Below are 15,966 nucleotides of genomic sequence, written 5' to 3'. Positions count from 1 at the left end.
AATTAAAATATAAGGAATTAAGCAGAGTTTAGTGATTATGCAAGGTATAAAGCGTCGAATTGTATATGTTTCTTCCTATGAAATAATCGGAATGATTATTTCATCAGTAGGGTTAGCGATTTTGGCAGGTGATAGTGTTGAACATACTGGACCATTATCCGTCATGATTACGACCATCGCTGTAACTTGGAATTTTATCTACAATATTTTATATGAGAAATGGGAAGCTAGACAAAGCAGTCATATCCGTACAGTTAAGCGTAGAGTTGGGCATGCCATCGGTTTTCAGCTTACTTTGGTTCTGTTTTTAATTCCTCTTATTTCATGGTGGATGGATATTTCCCTGATTGCTGCTTTTTGGTTAGATGTGGCCTTTATTATCATTATTCCTATCTATACTTTTATATTTAATTGGAGTTTCGATAAGTTATTTGGATTGCCTATTTCGGCACAGGTTAAAGCGCTATCAGAATAACCGTAAAATTATTTTATAAGCTATCAAGGTGATCGACTTTGATAGCTTATCTAGTTTCATTATTTGATTTGATCAATAGCTAACTGTTTTGAAAACTTTAATTGAGCTTTCTTGGCGAAAATATAATAAATTAAAGCAGTAGAGATAAGACCTACGAGCCACGATAAATCGATTCCTCCTAGCATTGCCGCAATTTGACCCGTATAAAATTTACTATCAATAAATGGCAGTTGAATCAAAATACCTAGAAAGTAGCAGGTAATTCCAATCCGATTCCAACGGCCATACTTACCATTTGGATCATAGAGTGCATCTACATCACATTCTTCTTTAGAGATAAAGTAATAATCAACAAGATTAATGGCACTCCACGGAATAAAAAAGGTGAGTAAAAACAAAATAAATGCTTTAAAGGCGCTTAAAAAAGTATGTTCACCTATAATTGCAATAAAGGTTGAGACTACAACCATAGCAAGAACAATCATTAATCTTGTTATTTTTGAGATTTGATTTGTCGATTTGAAACTATTCCAAATCGTAGCAATACACATAAAACTGCCATAGGCATTTAAGGTCGTTAGAGTAACTTTCCCAAAAGCGATACTAAAATATAGAAAGGTTACGACAAGGGCAATTGGGTTCATACCCACAACATATTGAACTTCATTTCCGACAAAATTGCCGTTTGCAACCTGAGCGATTAAAACGCCTAAGCTCATAGAAATTTGTGAACCAATTAAAGAACCTAAGCCGACTGCCCAAAAAACACGAGATGAAGATGTTTTAGTTGGAAGATATCGAGAATAGTCTGCAACATAGGGACCAAAAGAGATTTGCCAAGAAGCAGAAAGGGAAACTGCTAACAAGAATGAAGACCAGCTGAAATGACGTACTGCTAAGAGTTCAGAAAAATCAGAAAGTGTGAAGATCTGAGTCAAAATAATCACAAAAGCAATCAAACCAATAATACTAGCTACTTTGCCTACCAAATGGATTAAACGGTATCCAATCGTTGCGAATAAAATGATTAAACTTGCATAAATTAATATACCAGTTGTATTGCTGACATGTGCTAAATGTGCAATTGCTTTACCCGCTAATACCTCTCCAGTTGCGGTAAAGCCAATATACATAAGGCAAACAAGTATGATTGGAATGCACGCGCCATAAACCCCAAATTGCACACGGCTCGAAATCATTTGAGGGAGGCCAAGTTTAGGACCTTGGGCAGCATGTAGTGCCATGACGGCAGCACCAAAACATTGTCCTACTAATAAGCCGATAATAGACCAAAAAACATCTCCGCCTAACACAACGGCTAGCGCGCCTGTCACAATGGCTGTGATTTGTAAGTTAGCACCAAACCATAGGGTGAATTGGGCAAATACTCCACCATGTCTTTCATTTTCAGGAATAAAGTCGATGCTTCGGTTTTCAATAAAACTACTATTAGGTTTCCCAGCCGATGAGTCCATTTCACTCTCCTTATCCTTTAAGAGCCATCCTATTCTTATTTATTCACATTTGTATAATCAAATATAAACATGTATATACAAGTAATTTTAAGAAGAATCAAATATTTTTGAAGTATTGGACGTTAAAATTGAGTTAAATAATTCATAGATAAATAGAAAAAGTATTTGACTGATTTTATTTTTAAAAAGTTAAATGATGAAAAAAATAATATATAAAAAAAGCCCTCTGAAGAGGGCTCGATTTTATGCGTTTGCGTCTAAAACTAGTTGAAAATAAGTGGGAAGTTCAGAAAATTGTACCAGTTGGGTCTTATCTTCTTGCTTAAAATAATACTGATAATTTGGAGTGTCTAAATGGTTATCTAGATATTGGGTTGCATCTGTAAACTGTGCTTTTGCAATCGGCTTATCTTTCTTGCATTTAATAATAACAGGATTTACAGAGTTTAATTTTACAGGAACACCATTTTCAAATTTAGCAGTTTCAATCAATAAGGAAATTTTGAAATCTCCGAAGGTTACACAGAAGTGACCTCCATTTTCAGTCTTAATTTCTCGGTCGGAGAAAAGATCTTTAAATAAATTCTTTAGGGATTCTCTGTGTTTATCTAAGGCAACTTGAAATTCATGATCTCGTTGCTCGATCTTTTCTTGCTCTTCTTGTAGCAATTTAGCTTGCTTTTCAATTGTTGTAAAATCCAGCTTCATTTTAATATCTCCTTTGGTAGTTTTAAAACTATATATGGCAATCTTTTATTAAGTTTTAAAGAAACATACAGTATTTGTTACAACGGAATAATTAAGATGAGCTTTTGTATAAACCATCACAATTGTAAAAAAATATTTTGAAAATATAAGAATTTAGAGAAATTGTTGAGGAATAATTTTTATATTTGAAAATGCTGCTACATATTAAGGATAGATTTTTAATGTAGCAGCACATTTCTTATTTTGTACAATGTTTTGCCATAAGTGGAGTCCTTTTAATTTTAAAAAATCCTCCGCTACTCATTACACCAAGCATCACTAAAACTGTTCCTACCAACTGCCAGACATTGAGGGCTTGTCCCGTAAGTAGAGCAATTATCATACTGAACACTGGTACAAAGTTAAAAAAGACAGAAGCACGACCAGCACCTAACTTTTGTATACCATTAAACCAGAATAAATAAGCAATCATGGTAGAGCAGATAACAACATATCCCATGGCTAAGTGCGCATTTATAGGGGCAGACGCAATTGCTGTAAGAGGATCTTCAAATATCACACTCAACAAACCAAGTGTTATTGCCCCGAACAGCATAGAAAAAGTTGTTGTTTCTAGCGGAGTAGCATTTTTTACATAACGGCGAGACAGTACATTTGCTAAGCAAAATCCAAATGCGCCCAATAATATAAATAGATCCCCAATGTCTATTTTAAGATGCAGTAAAGTTGTCATATGTCCCTGACTAATCACCAGTAACACACCACTTAAGCCAAATAAAACGCCTAAGAATTTATTAGTGGTAAGTTTTTCTCCATCTAAAAGGATTGTCATTAATAGAGTCAATAATGGTGTAGTTGCCATAATCAAAGCACCGTTAACAGCTGAGGTGGTTTGAAGTCCATAAAAACAGCCAATGTTAAATCCCGCAATTCCGATAATACCAATAATCAAATAGATAACTAGATTCTGTCTTAATGCTGTCCATCTAAGCTGGCCTGTTACTGAAAAGATTAAGAGTAAGCCTAGACTTGCAATAAAAAAACGTTCAGACGCAGCAGATAACGGGGGCATATGTTGAATAATATAAGACATTGCATTAAATGCTGATCCCCAAAAAAACATCGTTAAGACAACACCAGCATAGGCATAAGCCACCGTTCTGTTCATGGACAGGCTCCCATTAAGAAAGGTTTTATTCTCGACAAATCTATAAAGGTGTACAATTCCATATTAATACACTTCTAATGTGAAAATTTGCACAATGATTGATTGGGAAAATTTGCATTACTTTTCAGTTTTTACCGACGAAAAGTCACTTTCTGCTGCTGCCAGAAAATTGGGAGTAGATCATGCAACTGTGTCTAGAAGAATTGCCCAGCTAGAACAAAATTTAAAACTTAAATTAGTTGATCGTAGGCCACGGACATACATTCTAACTCCTGACGGAGAACGTCTTGCACAAGTAGTTGCTCGTATGATGGAAGAAACTTTTTCTATTGAACGTTTAACACAAGCAGGTCAGCAAGAGGTAATGGGAAGTGTTTCTATTAGTATGCCTCCTTTAACTGCTGCACATCTCATCATGCCTCATTTGAGTAAATTTTATCGCCATTATCCGCAGTTAAAATTGCGGGTGCTCGGTGATGTTCATTATGTTTCTTTACAGCATAGTGAGGCTGATATTGCAGTACGATTTGGACGTCCCAAAGATGAAAATTTAGTTGCTCGCAAAGTAGGGGAAATACCTTTTGGAATATATGCAGGTCCAAATTATTTAGCTTCAACAGATCCTGAAAATTATGATTGGATTAGTGTAGAAGTGGGGGGAGTACATGGTCAAAAACAGCAAAAGTTAAAAGAAAGGTTAAATCATAAAGAACCTATAATGGTTACCAATAACCCCGAGTTACAGTGGAGAGCTGCATGTGGAGAAATTGGTTTAGCGGTCTTACCTGATTTTTTAGGAGCTATTAGCAATTTGGTCAGATTACAAGATGATTACCCGAAGAGTGCTGAAATATGGTTAGTCACACACGAAGATTTACGGCATAGCCCTGCAATACGTGCAGTAATGGATTTTCTAGTAAGCTGCTTCGAACCTTTCAAAATATAAATTTTCTTTAATAAACAAGGTGAATATAGATAGTTATACCAAAGTGGTTTCATTTAGTTATCAGAAAAAAAACCTGCATCTTCACGTGCCTGTTTTAAAGCTAAAATAAAAGATATTAATAAAAGTAGGCCTATGAGGAAAAGAAAAAGATCAATTTTACTGATCGCGTAACCTATACTTGTAGCTCCTAGACTTAGTAAAACAATACATAATATTTTCCAAAAAATGAGCATGTTACGTTCTGATAAAAGCCTAAGAATATTGTTTGTAATTGAAGGGGATTTCTAAATTTATTTATGTTTTTTTTATTATAGATTATGTAATTCTTTATAATTTTATAAAATTCGTTTTTTATTAAGCTTATGAAAATAAAATAAATTATTTTTAGGTTATATGAATCAATTTCTTTCATTTTTTTCTTAAAATTAAGTTTTTATTAATTAATAGAATGATAATTCTTTAGAAACACTATAAAATAGGATTGTGAAAATAAATTTAATTTTTTAATTTATATAAAACAATAATTTACTTTGATTATTTAAATTTTTGTTAAAAAAAAGACTTGATTTTTAAGCTAAATTTTGGAATTATAGTTATGCAAATTGTGATCTATTTCCCACAATTTGTATTTCAGGTTAAGTGGTTATCACTAATGCTCATTTGCTTTTTTTGCTTATGAGCATTTTTTTATGTGACTTTTTAATATAACTACAAAATTTTTGAAATGTTAAATTTCAAGATTATTTAGCTGAGCTAAGCTTAATTATTTTTAATAAATTGTAAGAGATAAATTAATCATATTGAATAGTCACCGTCGCTGTAGCTTTAACCTCACCTGCGCTTACATTAGCCGCTGTTTGATAGTAACGAGCAGTTAAGGGGATATCGTACTCTATAGTCTGATTAGAGCTGACTGTGCCTATATTTTGTTTGATTGTTTTTTGAATTGGGTTATTGGCACCATTCATATTCCATAATAGTTCTACACCCACACCATTAGCTTTGGTTGAGTTTGCTGCACTATTATTAATAACCTGATTATTTGTGGGGTCAGAATTATAGTCAAAACTTAAACTAATGGTGTTACTTGTCGCTATACCAGAGTTGTTTTCGCCGCCGTTACATAAAATCGATAGATTAAAACTCTGCTCGCCTTGTGTTGAACCAATTGCTTTAAAACCTGACTTTGTAACAGTCGGGAGTTGAATGGGTATATCTACACCATTTTGAATTTCACACGATGAAGACGCGATCAGAATAGGAGCATTACTTAATACTGTAGTAGTTAAAAATGGTCGGTTTTGTTGACCTGATACATAATAGGTGCTGTAACGTCCTGCTACTAATGCTCCTGAACCTGTAGTCATAGATGTTTTAATGACTTCCATAACAAAATATCCCGGTGAAAGGGTATATGCAGTATTTGGCGTTAAATTACGTCTATAGGGATAATATCCAGAAAAATCTGAAGCATCTGCTGCTTCACGATAAAGACGAATACCAATACCGGGAATATTGGTTGCATAAACATTATTACCTATTGGGCTAACCGGATAATTTAAGGGGAGAGCTGCAATAATTTGATCACTAGCACGACTACATGTTGCAGTGGAGTTATTGGGAGAAATTGTAAAAGTATTCCTTTGTAATATAGTCCCTATCGGGTCAGTCGGTTTTACGACGATTTTACCAATGTTCATCGGAATATCGACGGTAGTAAATCCCTTACTTAAATTACAATTTGCATTTGTATGGCTATAAGCAAATAGACTCACTGCCAAAAATCCAATTTTTTTTAAAATCTTATTCATTTACAGACTGCCTTTGTCATAATAATTGATTGATTGTTGTGCTTTATTTGATCCGTTATATCGTATTCAAGTTCGCATTTTTCAGTATTCCTTTCTCCCCATTTCACATATAAACGGTCATGGGTTAAGGGGGTTCGTAAATAAATACGGCTGCCTTGCGCAACAATACCTATTACTTCGTTATTCTGGTTATATACCTGTGCGGCAAAAGGCAAATGTGAGCCATCTAAAGTGGTTGGGCTGATAAAAAGTGCATAACCTTTTTTTGTTGAGAATTGAACTTTAGTGATTGAGCCTGCATAGGGAGCAATACGTAAGCTACTTTCAGCTAGCTCAACCTGTGTAGACATGTTTTGTGGATCAAGACTAATGTCATTCATATGGTAAGGCGTAACATAGGGGATAACTGCATATCCCTTTTTGTTTATGCTGAGGCCTGGTGTATTACCGACTTGTGCTCCTGTTGCATCTGGTGCATAAACTAAAACCATTGTTTGAGGTTGATCTGGACCAAACAGAATTCCTTGGGCGTGGGCAACGATATTGCCACTCAAGTTAAGCATTTCTTGTTGATATGAGTCAGCGTAACTGAATGAAGCACCTAATGTTGTGTAGTTTGTCTTATAGTTGCCATTGATATTGAGATTCGTTTGACCATGGTTTTGACTGGAAATTGATGCGCCGTAATTCAACCGGTTTCCTGTAAAACCGCTAAAACTCAGAATTTGGCTATCTTCACTTATAAGACTATTAAAATTTAAAGAGCTTTTCTTAAAATCTAAGGGGAAGGATAGAGAAATGAGGTATTGAGTATCTTGGTCAGCTCGCCCACCAGCTTCAATAGTTTCACTATTAATTGCAGAGAAACTATAAGTTAAATCTTTAAATTGATTGCTATAACCTAATTGGAATTGCTTATTAGTAGTAGACTGGTTCCAATAGTTTGTCCAAGAACCTACTAAATAGAAATTTCCCCATTGATTTGGAAGAGTTTGATTTAAATTAATCTGGAATTCACTTTTTTGCTTACCTACCGAAAAACTATCAATGTTTTGCTCTTGTAAGTCCCGAATTAAAATTGCATCACGTAGTTTGAGATAGTTTTGTGTTGAATAACGATAAGTTGCTAGTGTTAGGTTAGTATGCGTTGAAGCAAATAACTTATTGTAACTTAGACGATAACTTTGCCCTGTCATTTTAGTTGAATGGGAAAAACTGGCATTTGACTGAGTTGTATCAAAAGAAATAGCGCCAATAGGCGTTGAAAAAGCTGTACCTAACAATACAGAGAAATACTGCTGTGTTCCTTGAATTGCGCTATAAGTTGTAAGGTAATTGTTGATTCCGCGTTGATATTTACCCTGTATTAACCATGGAGTTAACTTAATGTTTGGGTCTCGAAATTGTCCTAACGTGAATGAATATCGGCTCATTTGAGGACGTAGCATTTCAATGACAGAAGCATATGGAATAGAATATTTTTGAACTACTCCATTAGATTCAAGTACCGAAACTTGTAACTCACCTCCAAATCCTGTGGGATAGAGATCATTAATTTCAAAGTTCCCTGGTGGGACTGTGGTTTGGTAAATTAAATTACCTTGTTGTCTAACTTCGACTTTTGCATTGGTTTTGGCATAACCTCGAGCTCTTGGAGCATAACCGAGCATACTATTTGGAAGCATTCGGTCATCACTTGAAATATTCATTCCACGATAGGGCAAAGAGTCAATAAAATCGCTATTAGTAAAATAATCTCCTAAAGTCACAACACCATGGATATCTGGAAATGCCTTTTGTACATATGTATTTGTCGAGGTATAAGAAGAATTATTAGATTGAGAATTAGATTGGCTTTGCCATTTCCATTGTCCATTATGGCGAAACTGCCAACTTGCTAAATTTGCTCCAAGATTGGTTCCCATAAAAGCATAACTATTTTCATGTTGTTCATTGACTATTCGATATGCTGTGGCGTTATAGCTTAAAAAAGCTGCATTAATACCGCGATCCCACAAATGTGGATCGATATAACCTTGCGGATTTTTTTCTAAGACAACTTGCGGGATCGAAATATCAATTCTTAAACGGGAACTATCAAATACATAAAAAGCACTATCTATCCATGAAGCGAGAGCTTTACATGAAAGAGATGAATTAGAGTCATGTTGACTTAGAACATCAGCTTTTACGCCATATTCAAGCAACGTGGCTTCTGTAAAACATGTTTCAGCATTTGTGTTAGGAGCTGAGGCAGTAAATCGCATACGCCGTTTACCCAGCCATTGACCATTAATATAAACATCTAAGCTATATTCACCAGGCAAGATTGGGTTTCCGTATTTGAAGCGAGCTATATCAATTTTTTGTGCATTACCTACTAAGAAATTGCTATCAAATTCAGCCTTTGTAAAATGTGGAACGTCAGTATTATTTTCAGCATATATAGCCACAGGCATGAATAGCGTAATACTTGAGACGACATACCAAGTAAAGGGGCTTTTTAAACATATATAAGGTATAAACCATTTAGACATAGTTCTAGAGCCTATTCATGATAGGTTTTAAATTTTTTTAAGTAATACAATGAGGTTAGAATTTTATTGGGTGCTCAACTCGTCCACCGTAATCATTGATATACACAAAGCTCATATCGGCTAAGTTTTTATTTTTTAGTTTAATTTTATCCTCTGAATAAGGGGCAATCATTAAGCCTTGTTGCAATAAGTCTGTTTTATGGCCTTCACTTCCTTGAAAAATGGAGGTAATAGTAAGAAAAAAAGGTGTCGGATTTTTTATCATTAGATATTGATCATTTATTTTCCACTCGACTTTGTCACTTAGTTGATCAATATTTTCTTTTAGATCTATAGGGCGGTAAAAAAATTTAATTCGCGAACGAACAGCGAGTTGCAAAAAATTGTTAGAGGTTGTTGTGGTTTGACCTTGTTGAGTTGTCCGTTCAGGTTTAGGAGGTATATCTAAAACATTAAGCCAAAAAATAGATTCTTGTTGTTGGCTTAGTTGAGATGTAGTAGGTAAAGCTGTAATTCTTAATGTTTGCCCTTTGGTTGCTTCTACTCTTGAAATTGGTGGAGTAATAATGAAAGGTACATTTGTTTCATCTGGTGTTGACTTTGCATTTCCATCATCGATCCATGCTTGAACAAGAGACGGGGCCGTGCCGTTATTACTCAGTTGTAATGTGATCTCACGGGCATTTGAAGGATAAATGACACGAGTACCATGTAAAACAATTTCAGCATGACCTGTAGTAGTGAGCGCTACTTGCAGACAAACTAATCCCCAAAAAAATTTACGACCACGAAAAAGCATCAGTCATATTCTCAATAACAAATAATAGGAAGGAGATAGCTTCTATTCATGAATAGAAGCTTCAATTTTAAGTTTATTGATAAATGATCGTGTATTTTACTTGCGATGTTACCGTACCAGCAGTAGAAGCACCTGTAGCATAATATTCAGCATAATAGTTAAGATCAGCACTACCGCCTGCTGAAATATTTACCCATTGTGAATTCGTTTGAGTTTCATTTGTGCTTGTAGCAAGTACAGGAATTACAGCGTTATTACTGCCAAGTAACTGAATATTTACATTTGTTGCTGCACCAGAAGTTGCTTGGTTTAATAAACGACCCGTATTAAAGTCAACGGTTGCGCCTGGTTCAAAATAAGTTGCGACTTTACCTGCAGCGGCACAGTTCGTTAAATTAATTTGAAAAGGTGTGCGACCAGCCACATCACCAGCATTTTTTAAGGTTTGAGATGAAACAGTAGGCAAATTGATTGTTAAATTTTTATCTCCAGTATCAATAGTACAAGTATTATCCGTGACAAGACCATTAATAGTAATTGTGCCATCTGCTGCTTGTGCATTTGCTATATTTAAAAGAGAAACTGCCGCCACTAAAATAAATTTTTTCATAAAATCCCCAGAATAGCTTTTTAAAATAAAATCCATTACTTTTCAGTAAGTTTATTCTGATTAAGTAAGGCGAAGAAAATATATCACTTTTCAATCAAAAAACAAGAAAAACATTATATTTATATATATTTTGATCAATTTTTTTATTAATAAAAATTAAAGAATTATTTTTTATTAGTTGGTAAAATAATTGGTTGGTTTTTATTTAAAATAAAATTTAAAAATTAGTAATATCTAAGTAATTGTATTTTATTAAATTAATGAAATTTTAAAATATTTAAGATAATATATATCTAATATTTTTGATTAAGTTCTTGTTTTTGAATGATAAAATTGTTTTGTGTATATCTTATAAATATATTTAATTTTTTAAGAATTTTTTAAGGTTCAATTCCTACTGTTTTAGTTGTAATTCAATAAAAGATAATCTGGAGTTCAGTTCCATGAATACTATGAAGTATAGCTATAAACCTAATTACTTTTTCTTTGCTCATAAATTAGTTTTATTTTTAAAGGATTATCTCATTAAGCATCCGACGGAGCAGCAAACAACGTTTAACTTGCAAACGATTTATGACATCTTTAGCCATGATCTTGCTTCAAGTACGACAAACCTTGAAGGTATCTTAAATATTGCAGATGAATATGTCTTTGAAACAGAAGATGGCTTACTTCCATTAATTAGTAAGCATTCAGTCAATCTCAAAAATCATGTGCTTTCTTTAGAATTTACACCTCAAGCCTTGGCAAGTCTGTTATCAGGTCATTCGTTAGTAAATCCTAAAGCAGCTTAGATTTTCTTTTAAGGTAGAGTGAACTCATATAAAATTCATAAAATTTATTTTTAAGAGTTATTTATGAGTAAAGACTTCAAGGCCTTAACTTATATTGCGGATGAGAATGTAGCAGATACAGTGACTTGGCTTTTACACCATCAAGATGTTTTTGATTCTTTTAATTTTGATGTGTTGAGCCAAGAATTCACAGTAACACATGCAGCAGGAAAGGATATTATTCGAGTGGGAACCTTTCTGAATGCTACTTACGGAATATTAGTAACTTCTATATAAATGAAAAAAGCCCTGAATGATCAGGGCTTTTAAATTTTTTAATTTGAGTTAAGCACTCATTGCATCTACTGATAAGTCAGCAACTGTTGGCTTTGGTTTTTCAGCCGTTAAACCTAGTTTATTAAATAAAGCTTGGTCTTTACCTTCACCAGCATTTGGTGTGGTTAGTAGTTTATCACCCGAGAATAATGAGTTTGCGCCTGCCATAAATGCTAATGCTTGATCTGAATCACTTAATGATTCGCGGCCCGCAGAGAGACGGATATAACTATGCGGCATGATAATACGCGCCACAGCAATAGTACGAATCCACTCAATAACATCAAGCTTTTCAACATCAGCTAAAGGTGTTCCTTCAATAGGAACAAGCATATTGATTGGCACAGATTCAGGATGAATTGGTAGGGTAGCGAGTTCATGTAATAAACCAATTCGGTCTTCACGACTTTCGCCTAAACCTACAATACCGCCACTACAAACTTTCATACCAGCTTGACGAACATAATCAAGGGTATTTAAACGGTCATCAAAAGTACGAGTACTAATGATGTGAGAATAATACTCACGAGATGTATCTAAATTGTGGTTATAGTAATCTAAACCAGCAACTTTTAGGCGTTCTGCTTGAGATTGGTTAAGCATGCCTAAAGTCATACAGGTTTCCATACCTAATGCTTTAACTTCACGTACCATTTCTAAAACATAAGGCATATCGCGCTCATGTGGGTTACGCCAAGCAGCACCCATACAAAAACGTGAAGAACCTGAATCTTTTGCAGCTTTTGCTTCACTAATCACTTTTTCAACAGCAATACGTTTTTCTGCTTCTAGTTTTGATTCGTAATGTGCCGATTGTGAGCAGTATTTACAATCTTCAGGACATTTACCCGTTTTAATAGATAAAAGGGTACTGACCTGAATTGAATTGGCAGTGAAGTGCTCACGATGTACTTGTTGAGCCTTGAAAACTAAATCCAAAAAAGGTTGTTCATATAAAGCTTGGATTTCTTCACGATTCCAATCATTACGTAGAGTCATTGTCATATCCATGATGATGGCATTAATTCACTATACATAATCATACAGAATTCGTATTAAAGCTATAGGGCAAAAAACATCATTTTTTTAATTTGATAGCTGAAGTTGATTAAGTTGCTGTTCAATTGCCCAATCAATATGCACATTGACGATCTCGTCATGTAAATTTTTGCCATTTTGTAGTTGATCTACAATTTCTTTTGAATAAGGAGCATTTCCTAATCCGATTGCAATATTACGTTTAAATGATTGATAACCTGTCCGGCGGATAGGGCTACCTTCCGTATTGGCTAAAAAAGTGGCTTCATCCCACTGCCAGATATCAAGCAGACTAATATTATCTAAGCCATGTCTAGGATTGAAATCAGTAATAGATGCTGTTTTGGCAAAGCTATTCCAAGGACAAATTAACTGGCAGTCATCACAACCAAATATTCGGTTTCCAATACCTGCACGTAATTCTTCAGCAATAATTCCTTTATATTCGATAGTTAAATAAGCAATACAACGTCTTGCATCTAGCATGTAAGGCTCGACAATTGCTTGCGTCGGGCAAATATCAATACAAGCAGTACAAGAACCACAATGTGCTGTTGCAGGCTCGTCGAAAGGTAGCTCGAGTGATGTAAATAACTCACCTAATACGAAAAAAGAACCTGACTTTTTATGAATGAGCAAAGTATGTTTACCTGTCCAACCCATTCCAGCACTTTCAGCTAATGATTTTTCAAAAATAGGCGCCGAATCCGCAAAAGGGCGAGATTCAAAGTCACCAACTTTTTCACGTATTCTTGTTGCGAGCGTTTTCAATCTACCACGCATGACTTTATGGTAATCACGGCCACGTGCATAGCGGGCGATAATGGCAGAATTAGGCTCTAAAGGCACATATCGTGGTTTTGGCGATTCCACAAGATAATTCATGCGGACACAAATAATACTTTTTGTGCCAGGCACTAATAGTGTTGGATCAGCTCGCTTTTCTAGATTTTCTTCTAAATAGGTCATGTCTGCATGATAACCACGTTCAAGATACTCTAAAAAACGTGGCATTTGCTCTTGAGCATCTGGTTTTGCGATGACACAATCAGCAAAACCCAAGTCTAATGCTTGAGCTTTGATCCATGCTTTTAATTCATGTGGATCAATTTGTTGCACTGCAATGCGTGATGTGTCGGAAGATGTCATAAACCAAAATGCAAGAGGATAATAATATGCAGGCGGTAGTTTACCATAGCGATGATATTCGAGCATGGGAGCGGCGCTGGTTTGCTGCGCAAAACTCCTCATTAGGTTTAATGCAGCAAGCGGCTTGGTCAATTGCCCAGCAACTTATTGAGCTTTTTAACGATCGGGCTATTAAGAATATTGCTATTTGGTGCGGACAAGGCAATAACGCAGGTGATGGTTACTTTATAACAACTTATCTGAAACAAGCTGGATTTCATGTTGAAATCTTTGCAGCTCAATTGGGTGAGTCAACCGATTTACATTGTGCAGCGCAATTTGCTAGAGAAATGAAAGCCCAAATTCATCCAAATTTTGATATTAAAAGAACATTTGATTGTCATATTGATGCTTTATTTGGCATAGGTTTAAACCGAGAATTAAATATAGATTGGCAACAAGTAATTCAAAAGTTTAATGAACAAGTGGGCCTAAAAATTTCAGTTGATATACCGAGTGGCTTACAAGCAAATACAGGGCAAGTCTTACCTTGCGCAGTGAGAGCTGATCATACCTTCACTGTTTTAGGTCTTAAAGCAGGATTGTTTACAGGACAAGGTAAAGAATATGTGGGGCAAGTTCATTTAGTTAATTTAATTCCGGTAGATCAAGAGCTGAAACCATTAGCTTATTTGACACCGACAAGTATTAAGCTTCCTAAGCGTTTGGCTTTTGGTCATAAAGGGAGCTATGGTCATGTCTTAGTTGTTGGTGGACATGAGCAAATGGGTGGCGCTGTCATTATGGCTGCTGAAGCTGCCTTTCATGCAGGTGCAGGCAAAGTGACGGTGGTTTGTCATCGCAACCATCATCAGGCCATTTTGTCGCGGACACCTAATATTATGCTTCGTGATATTAATGCTTTAGATGAAAACAATATTAAAGAGATTCTATCTCAGGTCGATGCAGTATGCTTTGGAATGGGATTAGGCCGTGACGATTGGGCAAAGCAAATTTATCAGCAATGGTTTAATCTGTTAAATCAGAGTACACGCCTAGAAGTTGTTTTAGATGCAGATGCTTTATGGTTTCTGGCTAAACAGCCTGAAAAGTTAAATACACATATTTATGCCACACCTCATTCTGGTGAAGCTGCTACTTTAGTTGGTTGCTCTACAGCGCAAATTGAAAATGACCGAATTGCTGCAATTTATGCCTTACAGCAAAAATATGCAGGCCAGTGGGTACTTAAAGGAGCAGGTAGCTTAATTTTAGAAGATAATTTGTATATCTGCACGCAAGGTAATGCTGGTATGGGAACTGGTGGAATGGGAGATGTGTTAGCAGGAATGATTGCGAGCTTAAAAGCCCAATTTCACAAAGGTATTACATTACATGAGATAGTGACTCTGCATGCTCAAGCAGGTGATCAACTTGCAAAACAAGGTATGCGTGGCTTACAGGCCTACCAAATGAATCAAACCATTACTCAGGTCGTAAATCAATAAGTTTTAACGTCTGCGACTGCTAGACCGACTTCGCCCACGTGCCATACCACCTAAAGCATTTAAAACAGAAAGTTTGCTCATACTTCCCGATGCATGAGCATGGCAGATAGCAGCAGCAAGGGCATCGGCTGCGTCGGATTGAGGTTTAATGGTCAAATTAAGTAATCGCATCACCATCATTTGGACTTGTTCTTTATCGGCAGCGCCATAACCAACCACAGACTGTTTAATTTGACGGGCAGTATATTCTGCAACTTGTAAATCTAAATTCACTAATGCGGCTATGGCAGCACCACGCGCTTGTCCTAGTTTTAAAGCAGAGTCTGGGTTTTGAGCCATAAAGACTTGCTCAACCGCAGCTTCAGTTGGGCCATGAAATTTCACAATTCGCTCAACGCCTGCAAAAATACGTTTTAAGCGTTCTGGCATTTCTTGAGTTTCTGTTCGGATTGTACCGGCATCAACAAAACGCAGTTTACTACCATCTTTTTCAATGATTCCATAACCTGTTAAGCGTGAACCCGGGTCAATACCAATAATCAGTGCCATGTGAAGACTTATATAAATAGTTTAGAGAGTATTGTTACATAGCCAAAAAGGTTCTGCATGCGTAATTTAAAGAATGCTGCAATGAATGGTTATTTTTCGGTTTTT

16 protein-coding genes are annotated in these 15,966 nt (G+C 35.6%); 5 read left to right on the top strand and 11 right to left on the bottom strand.

Features of this window, described 5'->3' with window-relative positions; genetic code table 11:
• Positions 1-37: 37 nt before the first annotated feature.
• Complete coding sequence (locus MKX14_RS05820; protein WP_240282028.1) at positions 38-475, top strand: PACE efflux transporter; 438 nt, start codon at positions 38-40, stop codon at positions 473-475.
• A 59-nt stretch (positions 476-534) separates the two neighbouring features.
• Here the strand turns inward: MKX14_RS05820 and MKX14_RS05815 are convergent, their stop codons facing one another.
• The 3 genes from MKX14_RS05815 to yyaM form a co-directional block, all read right to left on the bottom strand.
• Entirely contained in the window at positions 535-1,950 is a 1,416-nt protein-coding gene (locus MKX14_RS05815; RefSeq protein ID WP_240281986.1) for a purine-cytosine permease family protein, read from the bottom strand.
• Between the two features lie 243 nt (positions 1,951-2,193).
• On the bottom strand, positions 2,194-2,658 hold the full coding sequence (locus MKX14_RS05810; RefSeq protein ID WP_014206549.1) for a hypothetical protein: 465 nt from the start codon (positions 2,656-2,658) through the stop codon (positions 2,194-2,196).
• 238 nt (positions 2,659-2,896) lie between these two features.
• On the bottom strand, positions 2,897-3,826 hold the full coding sequence (gene yyaM / locus MKX14_RS05805) for a DMT family transporter (RefSeq protein WP_240281985.1): 930 nt from the start codon (positions 3,824-3,826) through the stop codon (positions 2,897-2,899).
• 94 nt (positions 3,827-3,920) lie between these two features.
• On the opposite strand from yyaM, the gene hvrB reads away from it, so the two are divergent.
• On the top strand, positions 3,921-4,772 hold the full coding sequence (gene hvrB, locus MKX14_RS05800) for a LysR family transcriptional regulator (protein ID WP_240282027.1): 852 nt from the start codon (positions 3,921-3,923) through the stop codon (positions 4,770-4,772).
• A 53-nt stretch (positions 4,773-4,825) separates the two neighbouring features.
• Here hvrB and MKX14_RS05795 read toward each other — a convergent pair whose 3' ends face one another.
• The 5 genes from MKX14_RS05795 to MKX14_RS05775 form a co-directional block, all read right to left on the bottom strand.
• Entirely contained in the window at positions 4,826-5,005 is a 180-nt protein-coding gene (locus tag MKX14_RS05795) for a hypothetical protein (protein WP_031948130.1), read from the bottom strand.
• A 558-nt stretch (positions 5,006-5,563) separates the two neighbouring features.
• Complete coding sequence (gene papC / locus MKX14_RS05790; RefSeq protein ID WP_133480444.1) at positions 5,564-6,583, bottom strand: fimbrial protein; 1,020 nt, start codon at positions 6,581-6,583, stop codon at positions 5,564-5,566.
• On the bottom strand, positions 6,580-9,036 hold the full coding sequence (gene mrkC, locus MKX14_RS05785; protein WP_240282026.1) for a fimbria/pilus outer membrane usher protein: 2,457 nt from the start codon (positions 9,034-9,036) through the stop codon (positions 6,580-6,582). Before mrkC ends, papC begins: the two co-directional genes overlap by 4 nt.
• A 139-nt stretch (positions 9,037-9,175) precedes the next feature.
• Positions 9,176-9,919 carry a fimbrial biogenesis chaperone gene (gene mrkB / locus MKX14_RS05780; RefSeq protein WP_108010343.1) on the bottom strand — a complete coding sequence of 248 codons (744 nt, stop codon included), beginning with the start codon at positions 9,917-9,919 and terminating at the stop codon, positions 9,176-9,178.
• Positions 9,920-9,992: 73 nt separating this feature from the next.
• Entirely contained in the window at positions 9,993-10,529 is a 537-nt protein-coding gene (locus MKX14_RS05775; RefSeq protein ID WP_430622871.1) for a fimbrial protein, read from the bottom strand.
• Positions 10,530-10,972: 443 nt separating this feature from the next.
• Between MKX14_RS05775 and MKX14_RS05770 the strand changes: the two genes are divergently transcribed.
• Both MKX14_RS05770 and MKX14_RS05765 read left to right on the top strand, forming a co-directional pair.
• Positions 10,973-11,323: a hypothetical protein gene (locus MKX14_RS05770; protein WP_017386793.1), complete on the top strand. Its 351-nt coding sequence runs from the start codon at positions 10,973-10,975 to the stop codon at positions 11,321-11,323.
• 63 nt (positions 11,324-11,386) lie between these two features.
• Positions 11,387-11,599, top strand: coding sequence for a hypothetical protein (locus MKX14_RS05765; protein ID WP_002121471.1), 213 nt, complete (start codon positions 11,387-11,389; stop codon positions 11,597-11,599).
• A gap of 48 nt (positions 11,600-11,647) precedes the next feature.
• Here the strand turns inward: MKX14_RS05765 and bioB are convergent, their stop codons facing one another.
• Both bioB and queG read right to left on the bottom strand, forming a co-directional pair.
• Positions 11,648-12,637 (bottom strand): biotin synthase BioB, encoded by a 990-nt coding sequence (gene bioB, locus MKX14_RS05760; RefSeq protein ID WP_005069622.1) that lies wholly within the window; start codon positions 12,635-12,637, stop codon positions 11,648-11,650.
• Positions 12,638-12,724: 87 nt separating this feature from the next.
• Entirely contained in the window at positions 12,725-13,825 is a 1,101-nt protein-coding gene (gene queG, locus MKX14_RS05755; RefSeq protein WP_213067358.1) for a tRNA epoxyqueuosine(34) reductase QueG, read from the bottom strand.
• 26 nt (positions 13,826-13,851) lie between these two features.
• Here queG and MKX14_RS05750 point away from each other — a divergent pair, with 26 nt between their 5' ends.
• The gene (locus MKX14_RS05750; protein ID WP_240281984.1) at positions 13,852-15,312 is read left to right on the top strand and encodes an NAD(P)H-hydrate dehydratase; all 1,461 of its coding nucleotides are present in this window, start codon (positions 13,852-13,854) and stop codon (positions 15,310-15,312) included.
• Positions 15,313-15,315: 3 nt separating this feature from the next.
• Here MKX14_RS05750 and ruvC read toward each other — a convergent pair whose 3' ends face one another.
• Complete coding sequence (gene ruvC / locus MKX14_RS05745) at positions 15,316-15,861, bottom strand: crossover junction endodeoxyribonuclease RuvC (RefSeq protein ID WP_002121356.1); 546 nt, start codon at positions 15,859-15,861, stop codon at positions 15,316-15,318.
• Between the last annotated feature and the right edge of the window lie 105 nt (positions 15,862-15,966).

This window comes from Acinetobacter pittii, assembly GCF_022449185.1.
GTDB classification, from domain to species: domain Bacteria; phylum Pseudomonadota; class Gammaproteobacteria; order Pseudomonadales; family Moraxellaceae; genus Acinetobacter; species Acinetobacter pittii_I.
The sequence above is the reverse complement of the archived record's forward strand: the minus strand, read 5'-3'. Positions and strand labels throughout refer to the sequence as shown.